This window comes from Tardiphaga sp. 866_E4_N1_4 (assembly GCF_052076075.1).
Classification (GTDB): Bacteria; Pseudomonadota; Alphaproteobacteria; order Rhizobiales; family Xanthobacteraceae; genus Tardiphaga; species Tardiphaga robiniae.
The window spans coordinates 2,849,739-2,873,560 of record NZ_CP197242.1 but is presented as its reverse complement, the minus strand read 5'-3'; the positions used below and the strand labels follow the sequence as shown (position 1 = coordinate 2,873,560).

Here is a 23,822-nt window from a genome sequence, read left to right as displayed (position 1 = left end):
TAACCTGGAAGGCAATGAGGCTTTCGTATGAGTGATATGCGTACTGCGCAACGTAAGATCTCGCCGGTCCTCGATCACGTGGTCATCAACGTGATGGGCCAGCTTGATGAGGCTGCTGCGCAATATACACGCCTCGGATTTCAGTTGACGGAGCGCGGCCACCATACGCTCGGATCCAGCAACAACCTTGCGATTTTCGGTACGAACTATCTCGAATTGCTCGGCTATCTGCCGGGGCGTGAAACGATGCGTGCAGATCTCTGGACACATCCGCCGGGATTGAGTGGTCTGGTTTTCAAGTCTGTCGATGCCGATCTGGTTTATGCGACACTGAAGGACAATACCGTTCCCGTCATGGAGCCAATGAGCTTCGCGCGGCCGGTCGAATTGCCGGGCGGCGCCCAAGACGCGCGTTTCAAGGTCATCCGCGTGGCGGGCGACGAAGTGCAAAACGGCCGCACGTTCTTCTGCCATCATGATACGCCGGAACTGGTGTGGCGCCCCGAATGGCAGACGCATGCCAATGGCGCCAATGAAATCGTCGAATTTGTCATCGCCTCGCAGCAGCCGGCACGAACTGCAGCGCTCTATGAACGCATGTTCGGCGCACCGCTCCTGACGCCGACGGATGGCGGCTTTTCGTTCAGCGCCGGTGCTGCGACGATCTTCGTACTCGATCCTGCAGCCGTGGCCGATCGCTACGTCGGGGCTGCGCTGGTCAGCCCGGATGGCACGGACCGCATGGTCGCGCTGGTGTTCAAGGTCGCGTCGCTCGACACGCCGCGCGCCGTATTCGATGCGGCCGGCGTTTCCTTCAAGCCCTGTGCGGGCGGCATCATCGTGTCGCATACCGACGCAGCCAATGTCGCTCTGGGGTTCACGGCGTGATGGTAGCGCTCCCTAATGATTTCACTCGGAGTTTTGCGCTCGACTATGACGGCGCGCGCGTGAAGTTTCGCAACGCTGCGAATGACGTCGGCGCTGCGTTGACCACTTACACCCATCCGGCGCTCAAGAGTCCGAATGGCCAGGATCTGTGCATCGATGTGGCGCGGCTCGGCGATCCGCGCGCAGCTTCGCAACTGGTGATCCTCAGCGGTACGCACGGCCTCGAAGGCCTCAGCGGTTCGGCGGCGCAGATCGGCTGGATGCAGAGCAAATTTGCGCGCACGCTTCCGCGCGGCGTGTCGATTCTCTTTGTTCACGCGATCAATCCCTACGGCTTTGCCTGGGGGACGCGGACCACCGAGAACAATGTCGATCTCAATCGCAACTTCATCGATTTTTCCACGCCCCGTCCGGGCAATCCGGGTTATGCGAAGCTTTATCCGCATCTCCTTCCGGAGGACTGGACGCCGGCAGCTCTGCAGATCTACGCCGACGCCGTGGAAGCCTTCAAGGACGCGCATGGCGATGACGGTCTGTTCGACACGCTGGCGCGCGGGCAGTACGACTTCCCGGATGGCTCCAATTATGGCGGCTCCGGGCGCGAGTGGTCCAATCTGACTCTGGAGACCATCATCGCCGATCATCTCGGCGCGGCCGAGCGCATCGGCTTCATCGATTGGCATACCGGCATCGGTGATTTCGGCGAGTCCTTCTTCCTGTGCTTCAACCCTGAAGGCGGCGCGCTTCATGCGGAAGCCGTGCGCTGGTGGGGGCGTGAACGCATCGTTGGCCAGAAGCCGAACAATTTTGCGCGGCCCAATTATCAGGGACTCGTATTTCACGGCATGACCAGGTTCCTTGGCGAGCGACCGATGGTCGGCGCAGTGATCGAATTTGGTACGCGTGGTACCAAGGTTCGTCGCGCCTTGCAGCTCGATCTCTGGCTGAAGTTCAAGGCCGAGAAAGATAGCGAGCGCGTTCGCATGCTGCGCGCAGACCTGCACGATTGCTTTGTCCCGGTGTCGTCGCACTGGCGCGAAGAAACCACCGAACAAGCCATTTCCATCACTCAACAGGCGGTGGAGGGGCTGGCAAGCTGGTCCCTCTCCGTCGCAGCCTGAATCAACGGAGCGAGATAGATCATGCGAGCAGTTGTCCTTTACGAACACGGCGATAACGATAAGCTGCAATTCACGGCGGATTATCCGACGCCGAAGGCCGGCGAGGGCGACGTTGTCATCCGCGTGCGGGCATCGTCGATCAACTATCACGACGTTTTCACCCGCCGCGGTATGCCCGGCATCAAGGTGCCGCTGCCTGTCATCATTGGCCTCGACGTGGTCGGTGAAATCACGGAACTCGGCGCCGGCGTCACCGGCTGGAACATCGGTGATCGCGTGCTGATCGATCCGGTCAACCGCGTCGAAGGCGGCCTGATGGGTGAGACCCAGGACGGCGGCCTCGCCGAATTCTGCCGCGCCAAGGCGCATCAGCTCGTCAAGATTCCGGACGGCGTCAGCTTCGAGCAGGCGGCCGCACTGCCGGTCGCCTATGGCACCGCGATCCGTATGATGAACACCATTGGTCAGATCAAATCTGGCGAGAAGGTTCTGATCCTGGGTGCCAGTGGTGGCGTCGGCGTGTGCTGTGTCCAGCTCGCCAAGCTAGCAGGTGCTTATGTGATCGCCTGCGCCGGTAGCGAGGAGAAGGGCAAGAGGCTCACGGAGCTCGGCGCGGACGAGATCATCCTCTACACCCAGTCCGACTTCATGAAGACGATCTATGAGCGCCACGGCAAGCCGCATCGCCGGCGCTTCGTCGAAGGTGGCGGTGTCGATGTGGTCGTCAACTTCACCGGCGGCGACACCTGGGTGAAATCGCTGCGCTGTCTGAAGCTCGGCGGCCGCATTCTGACCTGCGGCGCGACCGCCGGCTACTCGCCTACTGAAGATCTTCGCTTCATTTGGACCTTCGAACTGGAGATCAAGGGCTCCAACGGCTGGGAACGTGACGATATCACAAAACTGTTCGATCTCGTCGCCGCCAAGAAGCTGCAGGTACTGATCGACAAGACCTATCCGCTGGAAGAAGCGAAGGAAGCGGTGCGCGTCATTGAGGATCGTGCGGTATTCGGCAAAGTCGTGGTGACGCCGTGAGCAAGCCCGACGTCAAGATTCTGACGGCTGCCGAGATTCAGCAGATGCTGGACGTGTCGCCGTTCAATCTGTTCCTCGGCCTTGAGGTGATCAAGGCCGATCCGGCAACCCAGGAAGTGACGATGCGGTCGCCGATGCGGCCGGAATTCGAACGCCGACCGGGCTCGAAGCAATGGCATGGCGGCGTCATTGCTTCGGTCATCGATACCGTCGGCGATTTCGCCGTCGGCATGATGGTCGGGCGCGGCCTACCGACCGTGAATTTCCGCGTCGATTACCTGAAGCCGGCTGTCGATACCGCCTTGGTCGCCGTGTCGCGGGTGCGCCGCGCCGGCAAGAGCGTCGGTGTGGCTGACGTCGATGTGTTTGACGAAAAGGGGGCGCTGCTCGCCATCGGCCGCGGCACCTATTCGACGCTTGAAGCAAAATAATAGCAGGGCCGGGCAGCGCACGATGGCGGACCGATTCCTGTCTGCAACAAAGGAAGAACAATGAGCGGTTTTAGCAGACGTGATTTTTTGATGACGACAGCCGGTGCTGCTTTGGCCTCCGGCTTTGCCGGTTCTTCCAAGGCGGCAACCGGGGCGCCGAAGCGCGGCGGCACGCTGGTCGGCACGTGGGGCGGATTTGAGCCGCAATCGCTGTTCGTTCCAGCGGGTGGCGGCTCCAGCCCGTATTTCACGTCGACCAAGGTGTTCGAGCGGCTGATCCGCCTGACCGCCGATCTCAAATTCGAACCGGTGCTAGCTCTCGGGATCGAACCGGCAGAGGATTTTCGCAGCTACACGATCAAGCTACGTCCGAACGTCACTTGGCATGATGGCAAGCCGCTGACCTCGGACGATCTCGTCTTCAATGCGATCCAATACTGGAAGCCGATCTCCGCTGGCGTCACCCTCGATGCGCTGCAGACTGCAGAGGCCGTGGATCCGCTGACCGTGGTGCTGAAATTCAAAGTGCCGGTGCCAGAGTTCTTCCTCAAGTCCGTGCTGGCCGGCAAAGCCGGTCTCGTCATTCCCAAGCATATCTATGACGGGTCGAACATCATTACCAATCCGATCAACAACACGCCGATCGGCACCGGTCCTTTCAAGGTCAAGGAGTGGGTGCGCGGCAGTCATGTCGAATATGCCCGCAATGACACCTACTGGAATTCGGGCTTGCCCTATCTCGACAAGTTGGTGATCCGCTGGTGGCGAGATCCGGCGTCGCGGTCGGCCGCGTTCGAGGCTGGCCAGCTTGATATAGGCACATTCAATCCGATCCCGGCGCCGGACATCGCGCGCCTGACGGCAACCAAGAAGTTCGTTGCCGAGACCAAGGGCTACTCGAATTCGGCGTGGATCACGAGTGTCGAGTTCAACCAGCGTCGCGAGATCTTCAAGAAGCGCGAGGTGCGCCAGGCCCTGCTCCATGCGATCGACCGCAGCTTCATCGCGGATACGGTTTTCTTCGGTCGCGCGCGTCCCTCGCTTGGCGCTCTCCACTTCTCGAATTCGATCTTCTTCACCAAGGACGTTCAGGATTATCCGTTCGACGTCAAAAAGGCCGCGGCATTGCTCGATGCCGCAGGTTATCCGGTGAAATCCGGCTCGCGCTTCAAGATGAGCCTGGTATCGGCCGGGTGGTTCGAGGAAAACGTCAAGATCGGTCAGTACCTGAAGCAAGCCTTCGAGGACGTCGACATCACCGTCGATCTGGCGATCCCCGATCGCGCGACCTCGCTGAAACGCATCTACACCGACTATGAATATGACGTCGCGGTGTCGAACAATTCAGCCAGCATCGAGCCGATCCCGCAGACAACGCAATACTACACCACCGATGGTATCGTGAAGGGGGCAGCCTTCCGCAATGCCACCGGCTATTCCAATCCGAAGATGGACGAGACCGTCAGCAAGATGGCGATCGAGACCGATGAGAAGAAGCGCGTATCCCTGGTGCACGAGTTCGACAAACTCGCAGCGAGCGACGCGCCGGTCCTGCCGATGGTCGACCTTGAACCCGTGACGATCGCTCGTTCCGATGTCCGCGATCATTCGCTGACAGCGGACTTCATGGGCGAAAGCTGGGCCGAGGTCTGGCTGGACCGCTGAGAGCGGAGGCAAACGTGCGTCGCATCATCATCCGCAGGCTCGTGCAAATCATTCCGCTGATCTTCGCGGTCATTGTGATGAATTTTGTTCTGATCCATCTGGCGCCGGGGAGTCTGTTCGACGTGATGACGTCCGAACAGCAGATCACCGACCCGAAGATGCTGGATCAGCTGCGTCACACCTACGGCGTCGATCAGCCGGTGTCGGTGCAGCTTGCCAAATATATCTGGTCGGTGATGCGGCTCGATCTCGGCTATTCGTACCGGCAGAACGCGCCGGTGTTTGATGTGATCATGCAACAGCTTCCAGCGACCTTGATCCTGATGCTGGCGGCAATCGGAATTGCCTTGCTCGTTGGCGTCACAGCCGGCGTGCTGGCGTCGATCAGGGTCAACACGATCTGGGATAATCTGATCTCGCTCGGTGCGGTATTCTTCTTCGCTGCACCGAGCTTCTGGCTTGGCATCATGATGACGGTGATGTTCGCCGTGAAGCTCGGCTGGTTTCCGGTCGGCGGCATGCGCACCATCGGCGTCGACGAAAGTGCCTTCGGTGCCGTTCTGGATGTGATGCATCATCTCGTCCTTCCCGCGACGGCACTGGGACTGTTCTACGCAGCGACCTTCGCGCGCGTGATGCGGGCCTCAATGTTGGAGGTGGCCCAGCTGGATTTCGTGCGGACGGCGCGTGCCAAAGGCCTGTCGGGCGGTCGTGTGGTCCTGGCACATGTGATGCGCAACGCGATGTTGCCGATCGTTACGCTGCTCGGATTGCAGCTTGGCACCATGCTTGGCGGCAGCGTCGTCATCGAAGCCGTGTTTAGCTGGCCCGGCATAGGCAGTCTGTTGTTCGACAGCGTGATGAGCCGCAATTTTCCCATGGTGCTCGGTGTGCTCGTCCTCGGTTCGCTGCTGGTGGCTGTCTGCAACGCGACCGTCGATCTGCTGTATCTGCGGCTCGATCCCCGGATCAAGGCGAGGTAGATCATGCCGACATTGTTCTTCGACTTCGCCCGGCGCTTCGCCCGCAACCGTGCGGCGCTGGTCGGTCTGTTTCTCGTCCTGGTCGTCGTCGGTGTTGCTATTGCCGCGCCATGGTGGTTCCCGCGCAACCCGCTTCGTATTGTCGGGCGGCCGGAGATCTGGCCCTTCATGTCGTCGCGTTATCCGCTTGGCACGGATTCTCTGGGTCGTGACATTGCAGCGATGATTGCCCACGGCGCCCGCACCACGCTTCTAATCGGCCTCTGCGCCAGCCTGACCGCCACCATCATCGGCATCACTGTTGGCGCCACCGCGGCCTATGTCGGCGGTTGGGTCGACGAGCTGTTGATGCGTCTGACCGAATTGTTCCAGACCATCCCCAACCTGATCTTCGTACTGACCATCGTGTCGATCCTCGGGCAGAAGATCGAATATGTGACAATCGCCGTGGGCGTCGTGACCTGGACGCCGATCGCACGGCTGACGCGTGCCGAGTTCATGTCGCTGCGCGATCGCGAATTCGTGCAGGCCTGCCGCGCCATGGGGATGGGCAGCCTGCGGATCATGTTCGGCGAGATACTGCCGAATGCACTGCCGCCGGTGATTGTGCTGTCGTCGCTGGTCGTTGCGGGCGCCGTTCTGTTCGAGTCCGCCGTAGCATTCCTCGGGCTCGGCGATCCCAATGTCACCAGTTGGGGACAGCTGATCGGGGACGGCCGGACGCTCATTCGCTCGTCCTGGTACATCTGCGCAGTGCCGGGTCTTGCGATCATGCTCACTGTGCTGGCGCTCAACCTTGTAGGCGATGGCCTCAACGATGCGCTCAACCCCAAACTGCGGGATCGCTGAGATGATCATGGGCAGCAAAGCCGGTCCAGCGCCAATCCTCTCCATTGAGAACCTGCAGGTATCGTTGTTCACCCGCCGCGGCGTATTGCCTGCGGTCGATGGTCTGTCGCTGACAGTCTCGGCCGGCGAGACTCTCGCCATCGTCGGTGAATCCGGCTGTGGCAAGTCGTTGACGGCGCTGGCGATCATGCGGTTGTTGCCGAACCCGCCGGCAAAGATCGTCGGTGGCGCCGTCCGCTTCATGGGGCGTGATCTCGCGGCCTTGTCCGAGCGCGAGATGCAGCGGGTCCGCGGCAAGGACATCTCGATGATCTTCCAGGATCCGATGACATCGCTGAACCCTGTGGTCGCGGTTGGGGATCAGCTGATCGAGGCAATCAGGCGCCACACTGACGTGTCGCGCCACGAGGCGAGAGACCGCGCAATCGAATTGCTGCGCCAGGTGCGTATCCCGGATGCGGAGCGCCGCTTCAATGATTATCCGCACCAGATGTCTGGTGGCATGAGCCAGCGTGTCATGATCGCCATGGCGATTGCTTGTGGGCCAAAGCTCCTGATCGCCGACGAACCGACCACGGCGCTCGACGTCACCATCCAGGCGCAGATCATCGAGCTGATGAAGGAATTGCAGTCCTCATCCGATATGGGCCTTATCATTATCACCCATGATCTCGGCGTGGTTGCCGAAGTCGCCGACCGGGTGGCCGTGATGTATGCCGGCCGCAAAGTCGAGGAAGCGCCGGTGGAGGCCTTGTTCGAGCGGCCGCTGCATCGCTACACGCGGGGGCTGCTGGGGGCGACGCCGTCGGCACAGCGCCGACGTGGCAGTCGTCTCGTCGAAATTACGGGCAACGTGCCGGCACTGTCCGATTTGCCGCAGGGCTGCGCCTTCCAGAACCGTTGTCCCGATGTACTCGATCGCTGCCGTGCCGAGCGGCCGCAACTGGCGCCGTTGCTGCCGCACCGTTCCGCCGCCTGTTTTGCTGCCGAGAAGGAGTTATCGCGCGATGCCGCTACTATCGGTGCTTAGTCTCTGTGTCCAATACCAGAGCGCACAGGGCGTCGTGCGGGCGGTCGACGATGTGAGTTTCGACCTGGAGCCCGGCGAGACTGTGGGGCTGGTCGGGGAATCCGGCTGCGGCAAGTCCACGCTCGGCAAGGCGATCATGCGTCTGGTGCCGACGTCCGACGGACGCGTCTTCCTCGATGGTGACGATGTCACGCGGATGCAGGCCGGCGCGTTGAAGGCCTCGCGGAAGTCGATGCAGATGATCTTCCAGGATCCTTATGGATCGCTCAATCCGCGCCACGACGTCGGCACCATCGTCGGGCAACCGCTCAGCGTCGCCGGCTGGTCGCGCCGTGATATCAAGGATCGTGTCATCGAGCTGATGGGACAGGTAGGCCTGCCGGCCGATGCGATGCGGCGCTATCCGCATGAGTTCTCTGGCGGCCAGCGCCAGCGTCTCGGCATTGCACGTGCACTTGCGCTCAAGCCCAAGGTCATCATCTGCGACGAGCCGGTATCTGCGCTGGACGTTTCGGTGCGCGCGCAGGTCATCAATCTGCTCGAGGACCTGCAGCAGGCAACGGGCGTGTCGTATCTGTTCATCTCGCACGATCTTTCGGTCGTCGAGCATATTTCGGACCGGCTGATCGTGATGTATCTCGGTCGGATCGTCGAAACAGGCCGCAGCGAGGACGTCTGGGATAGACCGGCGCATCCTTATACGGAGGCATTGCTTGCCGCCGCACCGATCGCCGATCCGCGCACCGCACGCAGCCGCACCCGCAGCGTGCTGCAGGGTGAGTTGCCCAGCCCGCTCAATCCGCCGCCAGGCTGCAGCTTCAATACGCGCTGCCCCTACGCTCAGGCGCTTTGCCGCGAGGAGCGACCGATGCTGCGCGATGTCTCCGATGGCCGCAAGGTGGCTTGTCACTACGATCTGCTTGAACAACCCGCGGCGCTGCCACGGGTTGCGCGGGTAGCCAATTAAGTTCTCAGAAGTGGAGTATTGCCAATGCGGTGGAATAATCTCGGTGACCTGATCGATCGCAGCGGTGACCTTGATCGGGAGGCGGTCATCGATCTGATCGATCCCGCGCATCCCAGGCGCTACACGCACCGTCAGATCGACGAGATGGCAAACGGGGTCGCCCGGTATCTTGTCGATAGTGGTTACAAGCGCGGCACGCATGTCGCGATCCTGTCGTTTAACCGCGCCGAGTACATCATCTGCTATTTCGGCATCATGCGCGCCGGATGCATCGCTGTTCCGGTCAATATCAAGGCTGCGCGCGACACGGTCGATTTTGTGATGGACGACGCGAAGATCGCGCTGGCATTCGTCGACAATGCCAATCGGTCGATGGTGCGCGACGGCATTCCCATCATCAATTTCGACGACAGCGGCCCAAGCGGCTTTGCTGCGACCATCCAGCCCACAGCGTTCACCGCCGTCGAGACGACGCGGGAAGAGGTCGGGCAGATGCTCTACACGTCCGGCTCCACCGGCCGCCCCAAAGGCGTACCGCTATCGCATTACGGCCAGCTCTGGGCGATCTCGACACGTACCAGCGGTGCGCTCAATCAGGATGATCGCTACATCATCGCGCAGCCGCTGTTTCACATGAATGGCCTGTTCGCCATCAAGACGATTTTCGCTCAGAATGCGTCTGTGGTGGTGCTGCCGTCGTTCGAGACCCGCAGTTATATTGAGGCCATCGCCAAGTACAAGGTGACCGCCGCCACGGCCGTTCCCACCATGTGGGCTCGTGTCGTCAAGGAAACGGAACTGCTAGCGAAGAATGATATCACCTCGGTTCGTCGCCTGATGCTTGGGTCGGCGCCGATGACCATGGGTCTGTGGGACAGGATCAAGCAGGCGCTGCCCAACGTCGTAATGACGATGGGCTATGGTACGACTGAAGCAGGGCCGGCCGTGTTCGGTCCGCATCCCGACAAGATCCCGACGCCGCCTTTGGGGCTAGGTTATCCGATCCGTCTGGAGGATGTCCGGCTCGTCAACGGCACCGAGAACGAAGGCGTGCTGTTGATGCGCAATCCCGCGGTGCTGGATCATTATCACAATCTGCCGCAACAGACCGCTAAGGTGCTGACCGATGGCTGGTACTACAGCGGCGACGTGATGCGACGCGATGCCAACGGATTCTATTTCTTCGTTGGCCGTGCCGATGACATGTTCGTCTGCTCCGGTGAGAACATTTATCCGGGCGAAGTCGAGAAGCTGTTGGAGCGTCACCCGCAGATCCAGCAGGCGGCAGTAGTGCCGTTGCCCGACGAGGAACGGAGCCAGGTGCCGGTTGCGTTTATTGTCACGCGGGAGCAGCCTACGCCGAGCTTCGACGATATCCGTCAGTTCGCCATCGCCAATGGTCCGGCATATCAGCACCCGCGCCGCGTTGAATTCGTCCACGAATTGCCGTGGGCGGGCACCAACAAGATCGATCGCAAGGCGCTGATCGATCGGGCGCGCAGCCTGGAAGCCAGTCACGGCTGGTCGGCATGAGCGGGCTAACAGGGAAGATCGCGCTGGTCACCGGTGCAAGCCGGGGGATCGGTCGGGCTATCGCGCTTCGCCTGGCGAAGGACGGCGCAACTGTCGCGGTCCATTACAACGCCTCGGTCGATGCGGCGAATGAGACTGTAGCGGCCATCGCCGCTGCGGGGGGCAATGCCTTTGCCATCAAGGCCGATCTCTCGGAACGCAGTGGAGCAACTTCCCTGGCCGCTGGTCTAGGTGCCGAACTGACCAAGCGTTATGGCAGCCCTGCATTCGATATTCTCGTCAACAACGCCGGCGTCGGAAAACGCGCGGTCATTGAGGATATTTCCGAGGACGACTTCGATCTTCTGCTGCAGACCAATCTGAAATCGCCGTTCTTTCTGATCAAGGCACTGATGCCACATCTTCGCAATGGCGGACGTATCATCAATATCTCGTCGATGGGGACGCGTTCGGCCTATCCGACCATGGCCGCCTACGCGCCGGCCAAAGCGGGTCTGGAAGCGCTGAGCCGCTTGCTGGCCGTTCATCTCGGGGGTCGAGAGATCACGGTGAATTCCGTGATGCCCGGCGCGACGGCGACGGACATGAACATCGTCGCGCGCGACCCGGTGGCCAGCCGCGCAGTGGCTGAGACAATCGCGCTCGGCCGGGTCGGGCAACCCAACGATATCGCCAGGGTCGTCGCCTTTCTCGCGTCGGACGAAGCGGGCTGGGTCACTGGCCAGCAGATTGATGCTAGTGGCGGCCAGCGGCTGTAAGAGGCCACGGATTCAATCAACGCGCCGATATCACGATACGCGGTGGCAAATTCATCTTAGCGCTGCGTCAGCGGAGGCGTCGCTTTTGACGCCAGCCTGCTGCTCGAATGCGCAGCGATGATAATTGTTTATGCTCGCGAACTTTCAAATCTCGCAATAGCATTGCGTCACGATGGCAATGAACGGCAGAAATATTCTGCGTACACCTTTCATCGGAGGCAACTATGCTCGACGAGCTCGACCGCAAAATTCTCGCGGCACTCCAGGTAGACAGCAGCCTTTCCATGCAGGACCTGGCTGATCGCGTTGGCCTGAGTTCCACGCCGTGTTGGCGTCGCATCCAGAAGCTCGAAAGCTCTGGCTACATCAAGCGGCGCGTTGCACTTCTCGATGCAGACAAGCTGAATTTGGGTGTCAGCGTTTTCATCGCCGTGCGAACGAATCAGCATAACGCGGAGTGGGTTCAGCGTTTCCGGAAAATCGTCGTCAGCTTCCCCGAGGTGGTCGATTTCTATCGCCTGAGCGGTGATGTGGACTATTTGATCCGGGCTGTGGTCTCGGATATCCGGGCCTACGACGATCTTTATCAGCGGCTGATCGCCAAGATTGATCTGCATGATGTGTCGTCGATGTTCACCATGGAGCAGATCAAGTCGACGACCGAATTGCCGCTCATGAATGCTTTGGTGAAGCAGGGGCGGGGCGATATATCTTCGGCGGCGCATTCCCTGTCGCATTGAGAGGCCGCGGCTCCGAAGCTGCCGCATGGAGTGTAATCGTTCGTGTGCTGCGGGCAGCACCGTTCCACGATTTCTCGCTAGAGCGGCACGTGCCGGCTGATCGCATCTGGCGTCACTCTACGGTTCGATGGGCCGGGTCGAGGCATTATGTGCCCCAAACGAAAAACCGGCCGGTTAGGGCGGGGTCCGCGGCGGTCGTCTCGATTTTGGTCCGTCATTCAAAGCCACAAGCGTACAGCCCCCGCGAGGGGTCTGTTCCAAGTTCGTTTGAGTCCGGTGATACGGCGGCTGCTTATGCCGGTTGATTGGAACGGGCAGGGAACAGACCCCCGATATTCCCGTATTGAACCGCGATCTCGCGTTCTGTTCTGCCGCGCGCTGCCTGATTGTCAGGTGCCTCGGTCGGGAAAACTTATTGATTTAACAGGGGAAAATGGTGCTGCCAGACAGGATTGAACTGTCGACCTCTCCATTACCAATGGAAAGGCATCGTCTTTCTCGCGGTTTTGCAATGTGGAGGATGTGCAGGATGGCTGAAAACAAAAGGCTTTTCGCTTTCTGTTCTCATGGGCATCCTCCACACTTAGGGTCCTCTGTGTGGGACGACTGTGTGGGAAAGACAATGGCTATCGATTATCAGCCTTCCAAGCCGTCCGGAGCGGCTAGAGCTCCTCAAATCGATACGCCTGCGAAGCGCGGCAAACTGCAGCCTCGGAAGAACCCCTATTGGATCGGTGTCAGCGGAGGACGCGGCGGCGTCTCGCTCGGCTATCGGAAAGGCAAAGGCGTTTCAGTGTGGGTCGTCAAAGCCGTCATCGACGGTGATCGGATTGAGGCACGGCTCGGCTCAGTCGCGGACGGCGATGAGATTGCGGGCGAGACCCTGAACTACACGGCCGCGGTTTCTGCGGCCCTCGCGTGGGGGCGACAGCAAGCCTCGATCATTGAGGCGAGCCGGGAAGCAGATCGCGTCGCGGCGGTCCCGACGGTCCGATCGGTGGTTGAGGCTTACGAAGTGCAACGCCGCAAGGCCGCGGGCGGCAGGTCGACATCCGCCTCCGCATTGCTTGCGCATCTGCCGCCCGATAGCAAATTCGCCAAACTGCGACTGGCGCAGGTCAGCGAAAAAGCGATCGAAGAGTGGGTCGGCCAACTGAAGCGGCAACCTCAGTCGAAACCCTCGCGCCTGACGAAACGGCCGCGTCGGTCGAAAAGCGCGCCGGTCGCCAATCTGCCGCCGCTCAAACCCGCTTCGCGAAATCGCTTGGTAGGTGATCTACGGGCAGCACTAAACGTTGGCGCTGAGCGCCACCGCCGTGAGATCCCCGGACATGTCCAGGCTGAGATAAAGGCGGGCACCCGTAATGAACCGACTGAAGACGAGGCGCGGAAGCAACTGCTCACTGACGGTCAGGTTCGCGCGATCGTCGCAGGTGCATTCGAGGACGACGAGGACTTTGGTTACGTTGTGTTCGTCTTGGCAGTCACCGGCGCCCGTTTCTCTCAGATCGCCCGGTTGACGGTCGCTGACGTTCAAATTTCCAAGAACCGAATAATGGTGCCCAGCTCGCGCAAGGGCAGGAAACGAAAGCCGAGCCCGCCAGCGGCCGTTCCGATAGACGCCAACGCGATGGCGCGCTTGACTCCGCTGGTCGCGGGCCGTGACACAGGCGAACCGCTGCTACTTCGCTGGGCGCATAAGCGGGTACCGGGGCCGAAGCGTTGGGCGCGGGATGTAAGGAGGCCATGGGGGCCAGCATTTGAGACGTCGAAGTCCTGGCAAAAAGCGGTTCAGGCTTCAGGCCTGCCGGCGGACACGATCATGTACGCATTGCGTCACAGCTCAATCGTACGCGGTCTGATTGGTGGATTGCCGGTGAGGCTCGTTGCCGCTCTCCACGACACAAGCGTGCTTATGATCGAGAAGCACTACTCCGCGTTTATCATCGATATGACGGAGGAGTTGTCGCGCCGTCACGCCATTTCAATTGACACACAGCTTCCCCATCAGGCAGCGGAGTAATCGATAGCTTCACGATGCAATTGAAGACGGCGTGGGCGATGACAATAGGGCGGCCGTCGCGCGTTTCGGTTTTGATGACTGAGTGTTAGCGCTTAGCAGACTTAGGCGATGCTGCGTCTACCGCCGCTGTTTTTGCCAAGCCTCGTAATCAGGAGATCCTTGACGCGGGGCGAGCGTCCTTCGGAAGGCCGCCCATTCAGTTGGCATGTCGGCGAAGGCCGACAAGGCCCGAGCGATGAACTCGCTCGGCTCGTGCCGACGCAGCCCTTTTCCCAGAGTTGCACCGCACGAAGCCTATTGAACGTTGAGCCACAGTGGATGGTTCGCGCGGCACGCACCCACTCGGTAGAGCTTTGGGGAATGCTTCGCCCGTGCTGATATCCGGCAAAGTTCGCGGATCGCGGCGACGGCCGCTCGTTCAGCTTCGGCCATTGGAGCAGACGTATTTGGCGTCGGTTGCTCGGTGGCGAGGCCGTTCAGCAGAATGCGGGCTTCCTGATCGGTGCTGATCGCAGCGACCTTCAAGATCGATCGGCAGTAGCGGGCTTTAATGAGGCTTCGGTCGTCGCCCGTTTGGGTACTCAGCCGGTCAAACTCAGTGGTATTGGTCGAGATGCCGCCTTGGTCGATGGGACCATAGAACGGGCAGTCGCCAGCTTAGTTCCAGATGGGGCTGGATCAACGGGCTTTCAGGCTGTAACGCGTCCGCAGCTGTTTCTCGATGCGCGACACTGTAGTCGCGAAATCGGGATAGTGCCTTCGCTCAGTGCGGTCGTGAGCGCGGACCAATTGCCGTCCCCGATTGGAATTATTGCAACCCGGGCATTCCGCAGGGGCGTGCCGGCAAGCTCCTCGTGAAAGAGCCAGATCAGCTCGTCGGCGGTAGCGTTCTTCTTAGGCATGAAAGTCCGGGGCAAAGAATTTCAGAAGTGATCTCAACCCGGTCATTACCCCTGCCGCCCCTATTTTGTACAGACGAGTCTAGTTGTCATTCTTGGACAGCTGATAACGATCGCGCCGCTTCCTGTCGCCGGAGGCTGAAAAATAGGGACAGTAGAAGGCCCTTTGCTCCCGACCGGAACGCAAAGCGCGCTAGCCACAGTTTCATCTGCTTCGCAGTTAGCGGATCCAGTTTTCTCAACAACCCTGAAGACCGTCCCGTCTTTGCCGGGCGCCCCGTCTTTGCCGTCCTTGCCGGAGGCTCCGTCGCGACCGTCCTTGCCATCCTTCGGCTGCTCGCTGCCACAACCGGTAAGAGGGACGCTAAGCAATGTGATGCAGGCGAGGGCGAGTATCGATTTCATATAGTGCTCCCGATTTTCGACAGGATCCTGCCAGCGAAGATGACAGTTAATGCCGGGCCATTCGAGTCTCGCCATGGCGCAAAACTGCCTCGCGGTCCGCGCTTTGTCGAGAGGGCCGCGGCGTGATAGGCAAAAGGGCTAAGTCCACGGATAACGCCCGAGTGCGAGTGGCGGGCGCTGAGCGACAGGCCACCCGTGTGGGCTGCGGCCGTGGGCGACAACCAGGAGCGTTTAACAAGACCGATCCGTTGGCGATGGATGACGCCGTGCGCCTGAAGCGACTTCAAGCGGCACCAACCGCGCGCGCCAAAGGCTGGCTGGGGTAAAGCCGGCGACCGAGCTTTCCGTGGCTGGTTCGGGCCCGGTGTCGCCGAGACCGTGGAATTGGCGAGGTTCACACTGCTGCCACCCTCGGCGCGGCGGAGCCATGGTTCGGCGAAGTGGACAACGTAGGTGATGTGATCACCGTGCCGCCCGATGGCCCAGGTGCCATCAGCAAACACGGCGGTATGAGCACGCTGCACGATGCGCTGAAGAAGGCGTGGGACGCCGTCGGCGAGCGTCGGTCATCTGCCTATAGGGATCAGCGCAAGCGGTTCAATCCACGGACCGAGGCCCGCACCGATGACCGAGAGTATGGCGCATTGAGGGAGAAAAGGCATAGAGTAGACAGAAGTGCAGGGCCATATCCGAGTAGTGGCCATCATGCGTTACACTATTTTCAATTGCGAGGAATGACATAATGTGAGTACTTCAAACGAAGGGCCGAAGAGGTACTCGTCATGCCCGGACCGACTCGCCTATTTGCATTGGTCGCCATTTTAGCCTTCGTACTCGCGGCTCTACATGGAGCTCTTGCTGAAACATTTAGATTTGAGAGTGAGACTTCGCTTAAGACGTATTCAGCGAAATTGAGCGGTGACCTAGCTTACCCGGTTGGGCGTGGTCCATTTCCTGTCGTCATCTTACTTCACGCCTGCGGCGGTCTCGATAGATGGGGGAAGGCATCGCTTGGCTTGCTGGCTCGCGAATTCAACAAAAACGATTTTGCCACGTATATATTGGACAGTTTCTCCGCGAGGAATTTGACCGCAGAGACTGTTTGCGACCGACGAAGCGACGCGGTTGAGTTCAGGTTAGATGATCTGTTCAACGCAAAAGCTGCGCTTCAGAAGCTTCCTGGTCTTCAAGGTTCAAACTATTTTGCCGTTGGACAGAGCCATGGTGGAAGCGTTGCTATTTTGGCAGCGGTCAATTCCGCAGATCGACCGCCCTTTCGCGCCCTCGGTGGAATCTATCCTGACTGTCGCGTATTGCTGCATGGTCTGAAGATCAAATCGCCAGTTTTAATTCTTGCCGCAGACAAAGATGACTGGACTCCCTCGTCAGTTTGCGAACGGGCCAAGGACAGAGAGCGCCCAGAAGGATCAAAGATAGATCTTACCGTGTTTTCAAACGCACATCACGGCTTCGATCAAGATCGGCCCTCTATCAAATTCAAGGGGCATATCCTCGAATACAGCAAAGCGGCTACGAGCAGCCGCAAAAGCTTGGTCGAATTCTTCAAACAACACCTCGGTCGCGATTGATGTTGCTGGGTTTAGAGTAATAGCAATCAGCCTTGATTGTCGTCCCTCGTGCGCAAAAAATATAAAGTCATCGGCAGATTTGTCGCGGTCTCCTCGTTTGACATCAGTCGAAACACCGTAATTCTGCATCTAGCTAGTCCGCCCGCAGCCCGCAGCGAGGCGAAGCGGCAATGCCGGGAAACCCACTCTGGAGAGTTTAGAAGCACGTCACCACGTCCATCCGAGCTCCGCAGCTCTTGTATTTGACGCCGCGACCTGGAACGACATTGAATGACCGGGTAACAAACCGCCGGTTGGCGGATTGAAAAAAGGCTGCGGCGTCTTCACCGGCGACAGCATACTGCGCGGTGAGTGGTCCGGTGTAACGTTTGCTCAGGCGATCCCAAATCTCGTGGGCATCGCAAAGGTTATGTATCGGCCATAAATGCCGGGATCGCGGGCAGACCTCTCTTGATCCACTTGCTCGATATGAGAGTGATGTATTGGCCTATGGCCATCAATGATCCCGATCGGCTGTGGTCATAATGACCCCGGCGCCGGCGTCAGCACGTCGGTCTATCCGGCGGCTATCACGGAAATGGTTCGAAAGGAGAAAATCATTGGGGCGAGGTTGAGCCTCGTAGTCTTCTATGCACAGGATGCGACGTTGAACTTGTCTATCGCGCCATACCGCACTGCAGTGCACAGTTTGATATCGTCGCTGCGATCCTTACGACTTTTACGACGAGATCGTGGCGTTGGGCAGCGCAACGCAAAACGCGATGTTCATGGAGCCTCCCGGCTCAGGCCAGCACTTTTTCTGTAACGGGGAATGCTTGGGCCGCGGGCAAGGTTGGGAGTGGCGTGTAATTCACGCCGGCCGTAGCCATCGACTGGCGAGCGGACTAGGTTTTGGGACCGGAATTTTTAGAAGCGACCCGTTGGACGTCTGTCGCACCAAATAACGCCGTAAGGGTCAGAACGCAGAGGATGAAAACACCAACGCGGATGATAATTGCGACTAAATGAAACACCGTGGACGAGTAGGCAATGGTTGCCACGGTGAGCGCTTTCGCGGGCGATGCGCCAAGCATCCAAGCAGCCAAAAAGCTGGCGCATGTTACCAAAATGACATGCAGGCCCATGAACCGCTTCAGGAGGTTGATGAGGTGCGGTTTATCGCCCATCGGAACGCTCCATTTGGCCGAATGGTACACCAAACGGCACTGTCGTGGAGCGGAATCTGACAATTCGCCTGGCACGAGAAGGCGAAGGCACGCTGCATGATGGCAGGCAATCTTCGCTTACTCGAACAGCTCGACCATAACCAAGACATAGCCGACCGTCAGGCCGACGGCGACGGAACCGACGAATAGGATAAGGGCGCGCTTCATCGCCCATCTTTGCGCGCTCGCAGACGATCAATCCACCCCCAGTCGGATGAGTATAGCAATCCCAACGGAGATATTGACATGACAATCGCCGCACTCGTTGCGTCGGGACCCTTGCGCATGGGCGCAACGGGGCCGGCCGTGACTGCCGTTCAGATCGCTTTGCCAATGCGGGATACGACCTAGAGGCCGATGGCGGCTTCGGCACCATTACCCAGACGGCCCTCAAGGCATTCGAGGCGAGCCATGGGCTGGTGCCGGATGGGGTGGTCGACAAGCTGACCGCGGCCGAGCTCGACAAGATCTTCCCGCCGCCGTCGGTGCTGAAGGTCGCGCCCTGGCTGTCGACACCATGCGCCCATCACCTTAATGAAAGAGGCCCCGTCCTCGAAGGTGATGCCCACGAGATCGTCCGGCGCTATCCAGAGCTGAAGGGCAATGTCGGCTGGTACAATCATGACAGCATCCCATGGTGCGGCCTCGGGATCGGCTACGTCTTCGCTATGAACGGCATCAAACCGGCCAGCGCGCCGCTCTCGGCGCTTGCGTGGGCGACCTGGGGCCAGCGGCTCAAAGCTCCGACGCCCGGCGCCGTCATGGTCTATAGCCGCACCGGTGGCGGCCACGTCACGCTCTATGAGTCCGAAGACGCGAATTACTACCGCCGTGGCGGCAATCAGTCCGACAGCGTCAACGTCAGCAAGATCCCGAAGTCCCGCCCCATCAAAGCGATCCGCTGGCCGGCCGGCGTGCCGCTGCCGACGACGGGCCGGAAGATGGCGCGACCGGGCAGGCGGTGAAGGCTGGCAGCGAGGCGTAATTACGCCGCTGTTTCAGCAGGGGGGCACCGTTCCGGCCGCATCGGGAATGAATATGTGGCAAACGCGTCGAGTTTGGACTGCTCTTCACCGAGACGCCTCTCGATAAAAGTGCGCTCGAGATCTGTCAGTTCTGTTTCGAGCAGCCTGCGATACCGGTCGATGTTGCCACGGTGGCAACGCAGAAGTGCGAGCTTTTGGTCAATCATGATCGTCATCCCTAGACGGTCGTTCTGCCTGCGCCTGAATGAGATGGGTCGTCCCAGGCCGTAAGATGGTTCAGTCTTCTCGGTCGTCAAGATCAGAAAACTTTCTCAGAACGTGCCGTGCGACGGCGTCGCGACCGCTTAGAAGCACGAACGCGGCAGTCAGCAAGACGATCTGTAAGGTGGGATCAGAGAGCAGGAACATCGCGCCCTGACTACGCTGATTTCGCAAAAGCGTTCCAATCATGATCGCGTTATCCCACGATCAAATTGATTCAATTTAGAAACGCCAAGGGATGAGCGCGGGGCTGGCGCTCGGGAAGAGCCATGTCATCAAGAAATACGTCGCTAGTGCAAATGCCGTCGCGATCAATAGGCCGCGCAGAACGGCGACGATAGTGCTCAGTCCCTTCATTAGGCACGACATACCGCGCCCGGCGGCTCCGGGTAAATCCTAAAATACTGGAGAAGAAAACGATGAGCGACCAGCTCTGGCTTCGTCGCATTCCGGCGGTTCGGGATGACCGAGTCTTCATGGGCCGCCTTATTCGCCTTCGTCGGCGCCGCGCGCCTCGTCGCGCTCTACATCAACGGGCGGTGGCCGCGGTCACCGCACATTCGAATGGTCGGCGCTCTGTTCGATGCCGTGTCCTGGGTGCAAGTGTCAGTTCTTCTCTATGAAGAGGCCGGAATCAACAATACCCCCGTTCTCACGGGGTGCGCGGTTTACGCCCTGCTCGCAGCGTTCGAGCTATTCTCGATAGGGCGGCCTTCGATGCTCGGTATCACGTTAGCTTACGCTGCTGTCTTCTGCACGATCGCCGGCGCGATCGTGGCCATGGTCCGGGGTACCTCGCAGGGGGCAAAGCAAAGAAGCAGGCCATCCAATCGCGCCGATGGTCAACATCGCAACCGGCATCGTCGAAGCGAACCAATTCGCCGATTACATGAAGGTGCTGGACAAGCTGGCGATTGCCCTCAAGGGCCACGCCGAGGCGTTGGACCGCCAGCATCAAGTCAAATTCACGAACGCGCTCGAGGAACTGGCCGAGAAGGTCGACGAAGCTCTTGACGCCCGGCGCGAACATCCGCACCGGCGAAAGTAAGCGGCCCGACGTCATTAGATGCCGTCGGGCCTGACCGGATTTTCTTAGACCTTGGAGGATCGACTATCCGGCTCCTCAAATAATGACATCTAGTCGACAACGTTCCGGCCAATCTCTCTGGCTGCGAATAGTTCGTCTGCCTATGCCGCACCGTTGGAATGTTACCCGCACCCGAAACAGACGGATTCAGAACCTCGCGGCGACACGGACGGAACGGGGGGGGGGGGGGGCTCGGCGGCGTTGAGTTGGGGACAGGGAGACCGCCGAGCCAGGCCAACAGCCTCTGCAAAAGATGCTGACCGGCGGGAAAAGAGACAATAACGATTCTCGTTCCAGCAAGTCTGGCAAATGAAACGGCCCGACGCTCAACCGAATCCATGAGCGCCGGGCCAAGCCCTGGCGTGGCTTCTGGGGTCACGCCGGCCATCGAGCTCTAGCATCACAACCGAAGGAAACTCAATGATCCGCCTCTTTGCGGCAGCCTTGCTGCGCGCGCTATCCACAATGCCTGCAGCTGCTCAGGATTTTTTCGCCGGGGTTCGCTCGATCAAAGTCACCATGACCAAGGAGGGAACCTGCATCGCCAGCCAATACGGCGTTGGGGATGGCTACCACGGTCGCCGGACAGCCTCAGGCGAACGGTTCAACACCTACGCCCTGACGGCCGCGCACCGCACCAGGCGCTTCGGCAGCCACGTCACGGTGACGAACAAGGCCAATGGACGATCGGTACGGGTGCGGATCACTGACCGCGGGCCGTTCATCAAGAGCCGCTGCGTCGACCTGTCTCGAGCAGCAGCCGACGCAATCGGCATGGGCGGGTCCGCTCGGGTGACCGTCCAGTAACCCCCATAGAGCCGAAAGCGTCATCACTCGGCCTCAAGTCGACCTGCGCACGCCTTGTAATATGTGGAGTTGCGGTGCCACTTCTAATCAAGAACATCAATAACCATTGATTAACTACTCTTGGCCCGGCGAGCAAATTCAACGGAACCAGTCGTATTGCAACCGTGCGCTTCATCAATTCTTAGATATTGCGCCTCATGGTCCACGGACAGACTAGAAGAATCTAGTCGTGTTGTTGCGAACAGAAGGTTGCAAACATGTCCGGCATTACACTCTCGTCCTCCGTCCGTCAGAACCTGCTCTCACTGCAGTCGACCGCGGACCTCCTCTCCACCACCCAGAACCGCCTCTCGACCGGTAACAAGGTCAACTCGGCGCTCGACAATCCCACCAACTTCTTCACCGCGCAGGGCCTGAACAACCGCGCCAGCGACATCAACAACCTGCTTGATGGCATCGGCAACGGCGTTCAGATCATCCAGGCTGCCAACACGGGCATCACCTCGCTGCAGAAGCTCGTCGACTCCGCGAAGTCGATCGCTAACCAGGCGCTGCAGACCACGGGCGGCTACTCCACCAAGTCGAACGTCTCCACGACGATCACCGGCGCGACGGCTGATAACCTGCTCGGCACCACCACTTACTCCAACGCTACCGCAACGGGCAGTGTTCTGTTCGACGGCACCGCCGCCGGCACCACCGCCATCACGAGCTCGACCACGCTCGGCGGAGCCCAGGCGACCCTGACCAGCGCGTCGATTTCTAACAACGGCACCGGCGGTACCGTCGCGCTCTCGGCAGGTACGCTGCTTTACGACGCAGCCAGCGCAACAGGCGCTTTGAGCACCAAGGCGGCAACGCAGTTCACAGACGGCTCGACCCTGACGGTCAATGGCAAGACCATTACCTTCAGCGCCACCGCTGTCCCAGGTGCAGCCGCCCTTGCGTCGGGTTCTAGCCTGACCAGCACGAACACCGTAACCGACTCCAGCGGCAACTCGACCGTCTACATGGGCAACAATGCCACGACGTCGGTGGCTACGATCGGCGATGTGCTTAAGGCCATCGACGTTGCAAGCGGCGCCCAGACGATCACGAGCATCGACGCTACCACCAAGGTTGCTACGCTCGGTGGCGGCACTGCGAGCTCCGTGACTGCAGGCACCGCTCCGGCGGGTGCGCTGACACTCAAGACCGGTGTGGGCGCTGGTCTGTCGATCAGCGGCAAGGCAGACATGCTGAACGCTCTCGGCCTCACCGCGTCGGTCGGTAGCGGCACTGCAACGGCATCCGTGGAACCCGCAACTGCGGCTGGCAAACTCGGCACGCTGGTTCAGGCTGGTTCGACCCTCACCGTCGACGGCAAGACGATCACGTTCTCCAGCAAGCGTTCGGACGACGTGACCGCCATCGCTACCGGTTCGGGCAAGCCGGCCGGCGCGCACTTCACGACAGATGGCACCGGCAATTCGACCGTGTTCCTCGGTGACGCGACGGTTGCCGATCTGTTGTCGGCGATCGATCTTGCCACCGGTGTCAAAACAGCAACGATCGCGACCAACGTCGCAACCGTTACGACCCCGGCTGGTAACACCGCGTCATCGGTCGCAAGCGGCGCGCTGAAGCTCTCGACGGGTACCACGTCTGACCTGTCCATTACCGGCACTGGCAACGCCCTGGCGGCGCTCGGCCTGAAGGGTGCTACCGGAACTGACATGTCGTTCAATGCGTCTCGTTCGGCTGCTGATGGCGGCGTGAGCGGCAAGACCCTGAGCTTCTCGTCGTTCAACGGTGGCACGGCGGTTGACGTCACGTTCGGAGACGGCACCAACGGCACTGTGAAGTCGCTGAACCAGCTCAACGACAAGCTGGCTGCGAACAACATGACCGCCACGGTCGATGCCAAGGGTCTGCTGACCATCTCGGCTTCGAACGACTATGCGTCATCGACGCTCGGTTCTGTGAAGTCGGGCGGCACCTTGGGCGGCACGCTCAAGGACTCGCTGACCTTCTCGACTCCGAAGGATCCGGTGGAAGACGCGACGGCTCAGGCCACCCGCGCCAACCTCGTCAACCAGTTCAACGGCATCCTGACGCAGATCAGCACCACCGCGCAGGACGCGTCGTTCAACGGCGTCAACCTGCTCGGCGGTGACACGCTGAAGCTGACGTTCAACGAAACCGGCAAGTCCACGCTGAACATCACCGGCGTCGATTTCGGTTCGGCCGGCCTCGGCCTGTCGAGCCTGACCTCGGGAACGGACTTCCTGGACAACTCCGCGACCAACAAGGTGCTCAGCACCCTGAACGTCGCATCGTCCTCGCTGCGTGCCCAGGCTTCGGCCTTCGGTTCGAACCTCTCGATCGTGCAGACCCGTCAGGACTTCTCGAAGAACCTGATCAACGTGCTGCAGACCGGTGCGTCGAACCTGACCCTGGCCGACACGAACGAGGAAGCGGCGAACAGCCAGGCGCTGTCGACCCGCCAGTCGATCGCCGTCTCCGCGCTGTCGCTGGCCAACCAGTCGCAGCAGGGCGTTCTCCAACTGCTCCGTTAATC

At 60.1% G+C, this 23,822-nt stretch carries 20 protein-coding genes and 1 pseudogene; 19 read left to right on the top strand and 2 right to left on the bottom strand.

Annotation, left to right across the window (positions count from 1 at the left end; all coding sequences use genetic code 11):
• Positions 1-27: 27 nt before the first annotated feature.
• The 14 genes from AB8B20_RS14105 (at position 28) to AB8B20_RS14040 (ending at position 16,916) form a co-directional block, all read left to right on the top strand.
• Positions 28-888, top strand: a complete 861-nt coding sequence (locus tag AB8B20_RS14105) for a VOC family protein (RefSeq protein WP_439074954.1) — start codon at positions 28-30, stop codon at positions 886-888.
• Complete coding sequence (locus tag AB8B20_RS14100; protein WP_439075068.1) at positions 888-2,009, top strand: M14 family metallopeptidase; 1,122 nt, start codon at positions 888-890, stop codon at positions 2,007-2,009. Before AB8B20_RS14105 ends, AB8B20_RS14100 begins: the two co-directional genes overlap by 1 nt.
• A gap of 21 nt (positions 2,010-2,030) precedes the next feature.
• Positions 2,031-3,044 (top strand): quinone oxidoreductase family protein, encoded by a 1,014-nt coding sequence (locus tag AB8B20_RS14095; RefSeq protein WP_439074955.1) that lies wholly within the window; start codon positions 2,031-2,033, stop codon positions 3,042-3,044.
• Entirely contained in the window at positions 3,041-3,475 is a 435-nt protein-coding gene (locus AB8B20_RS14090; protein ID WP_093756972.1) for a PaaI family thioesterase, read from the top strand. Before AB8B20_RS14095 ends, AB8B20_RS14090 begins: the two co-directional genes overlap by 4 nt.
• A 90-nt stretch (positions 3,476-3,565) precedes the next feature.
• Positions 3,566-5,140, top strand: coding sequence for an ABC transporter substrate-binding protein (locus AB8B20_RS14085; RefSeq protein WP_439074957.1), 1,575 nt, complete (start codon positions 3,566-3,568; stop codon positions 5,138-5,140).
• Between the two features lie 14 nt (positions 5,141-5,154).
• Positions 5,155-6,123 carry an ABC transporter permease gene (locus AB8B20_RS14080; protein ID WP_439074959.1) on the top strand — a complete coding sequence of 323 codons (969 nt, stop codon included), beginning with the start codon at positions 5,155-5,157 and terminating at the stop codon, positions 6,121-6,123.
• 3 nt (positions 6,124-6,126) lie between these two features.
• Positions 6,127-6,972 (top strand): ABC transporter permease, encoded by an 846-nt coding sequence (locus AB8B20_RS14075; protein WP_089266085.1) that lies wholly within the window; start codon positions 6,127-6,129, stop codon positions 6,970-6,972.
• Between the two features lie 7 nt (positions 6,973-6,979).
• Positions 6,980-8,002: an ABC transporter ATP-binding protein gene (locus AB8B20_RS14070; RefSeq protein WP_439075069.1), complete on the top strand. Its 1,023-nt coding sequence runs from the start codon at positions 6,980-6,982 to the stop codon at positions 8,000-8,002.
• Entirely contained in the window at positions 7,980-8,969 is a 990-nt protein-coding gene (locus AB8B20_RS14065; protein WP_093756967.1) for an ABC transporter ATP-binding protein, read from the top strand. Before AB8B20_RS14070 ends, AB8B20_RS14065 begins: the two co-directional genes overlap by 23 nt.
• A gap of 24 nt (positions 8,970-8,993) precedes the next feature.
• Entirely contained in the window at positions 8,994-10,502 is a 1,509-nt protein-coding gene (locus tag AB8B20_RS14060; RefSeq protein WP_439074961.1) for a class I adenylate-forming enzyme family protein, read from the top strand.
• The gene (locus AB8B20_RS14055; RefSeq protein WP_439074963.1) at positions 10,499-11,260 is read left to right on the top strand and encodes an SDR family NAD(P)-dependent oxidoreductase; all 762 of its coding nucleotides are present in this window, start codon (positions 10,499-10,501) and stop codon (positions 11,258-11,260) included. Before AB8B20_RS14060 ends, AB8B20_RS14055 begins: the two co-directional genes overlap by 4 nt.
• 224 nt (positions 11,261-11,484) lie before the next feature.
• Positions 11,485-12,000 carry an Lrp/AsnC family transcriptional regulator gene (locus AB8B20_RS14050; RefSeq protein WP_089266090.1) on the top strand — a complete coding sequence of 172 codons (516 nt, stop codon included), beginning with the start codon at positions 11,485-11,487 and terminating at the stop codon, positions 11,998-12,000.
• A 622-nt stretch (positions 12,001-12,622) separates the two neighbouring features.
• Positions 12,623-14,023 (top strand): integrase, encoded by a 1,401-nt coding sequence (locus AB8B20_RS14045; RefSeq protein WP_439074965.1) that lies wholly within the window; start codon positions 12,623-12,625, stop codon positions 14,021-14,023.
• A gap of 2,086 nt (positions 14,024-16,109) precedes the next feature.
• Positions 16,110-16,916: a dienelactone hydrolase family protein gene (locus AB8B20_RS14040; protein WP_439074967.1), complete on the top strand. Its 807-nt coding sequence runs from the start codon at positions 16,110-16,112 to the stop codon at positions 16,914-16,916.
• An 884-nt stretch (positions 16,917-17,800) separates the two neighbouring features.
• On the opposite strand, the gene AB8B20_RS14035 is transcribed toward AB8B20_RS14040, so the two are convergent.
• Positions 17,801-18,082: a hypothetical protein gene (locus tag AB8B20_RS14035; protein WP_439074968.1), complete on the bottom strand. Its 282-nt coding sequence runs from the start codon at positions 18,080-18,082 to the stop codon at positions 17,801-17,803.
• 377 nt (positions 18,083-18,459) lie between these two features.
• Here AB8B20_RS14035 and AB8B20_RS14030 point away from each other — a divergent pair.
• Together AB8B20_RS14030 and AB8B20_RS14025 are read left to right on the top strand one after the other, a co-directional pair.
• Positions 18,460-18,567 (top strand): annotated as a pseudogene (locus tag AB8B20_RS14030) (peptidoglycan-binding domain-containing protein); the annotation flags it as partial.
• Entirely contained in the window at positions 18,541-19,086 is a 546-nt protein-coding gene (locus AB8B20_RS14025; protein ID WP_441253326.1) for a TIGR02594 family protein, read from the top strand. The pseudogene AB8B20_RS14030 and the gene AB8B20_RS14025, both read left to right, overlap by 27 nt.
• Positions 19,087-19,106: 20 nt before the next feature.
• Here AB8B20_RS14025 and AB8B20_RS14020 read toward each other — a convergent pair whose 3' ends face one another.
• A complete protein-coding gene (locus AB8B20_RS14020; RefSeq protein WP_439074969.1) occupies positions 19,107-19,313 on the bottom strand; it encodes a hypothetical protein in 207 nt (68 codons plus the stop codon).
• A gap of 893 nt (positions 19,314-20,206) precedes the next feature.
• Here AB8B20_RS14020 and AB8B20_RS14015 point away from each other — a divergent pair.
• The 3 genes from AB8B20_RS14015 (at position 20,207) to AB8B20_RS14005 (ending at position 23,820) form a co-directional block, all read left to right on the top strand.
• Positions 20,207-20,416 (top strand): hypothetical protein, encoded by a 210-nt coding sequence (locus AB8B20_RS14015; protein ID WP_439074970.1) that lies wholly within the window; start codon positions 20,207-20,209, stop codon positions 20,414-20,416.
• A 558-nt stretch (positions 20,417-20,974) separates the two neighbouring features.
• A complete protein-coding gene (locus AB8B20_RS14010; RefSeq protein ID WP_439073078.1) occupies positions 20,975-21,262 on the top strand; it encodes a septal ring lytic transglycosylase RlpA family protein in 288 nt (95 codons plus the stop codon).
• 257 nt (positions 21,263-21,519) lie between these two features.
• Positions 21,520-23,820, top strand: a complete 2,301-nt coding sequence (locus AB8B20_RS14005) for a DUF1522 domain-containing protein (protein WP_439072941.1) — start codon at positions 21,520-21,522, stop codon at positions 23,818-23,820.
• Positions 23,821-23,822 lie beyond the last annotated feature (2 nt).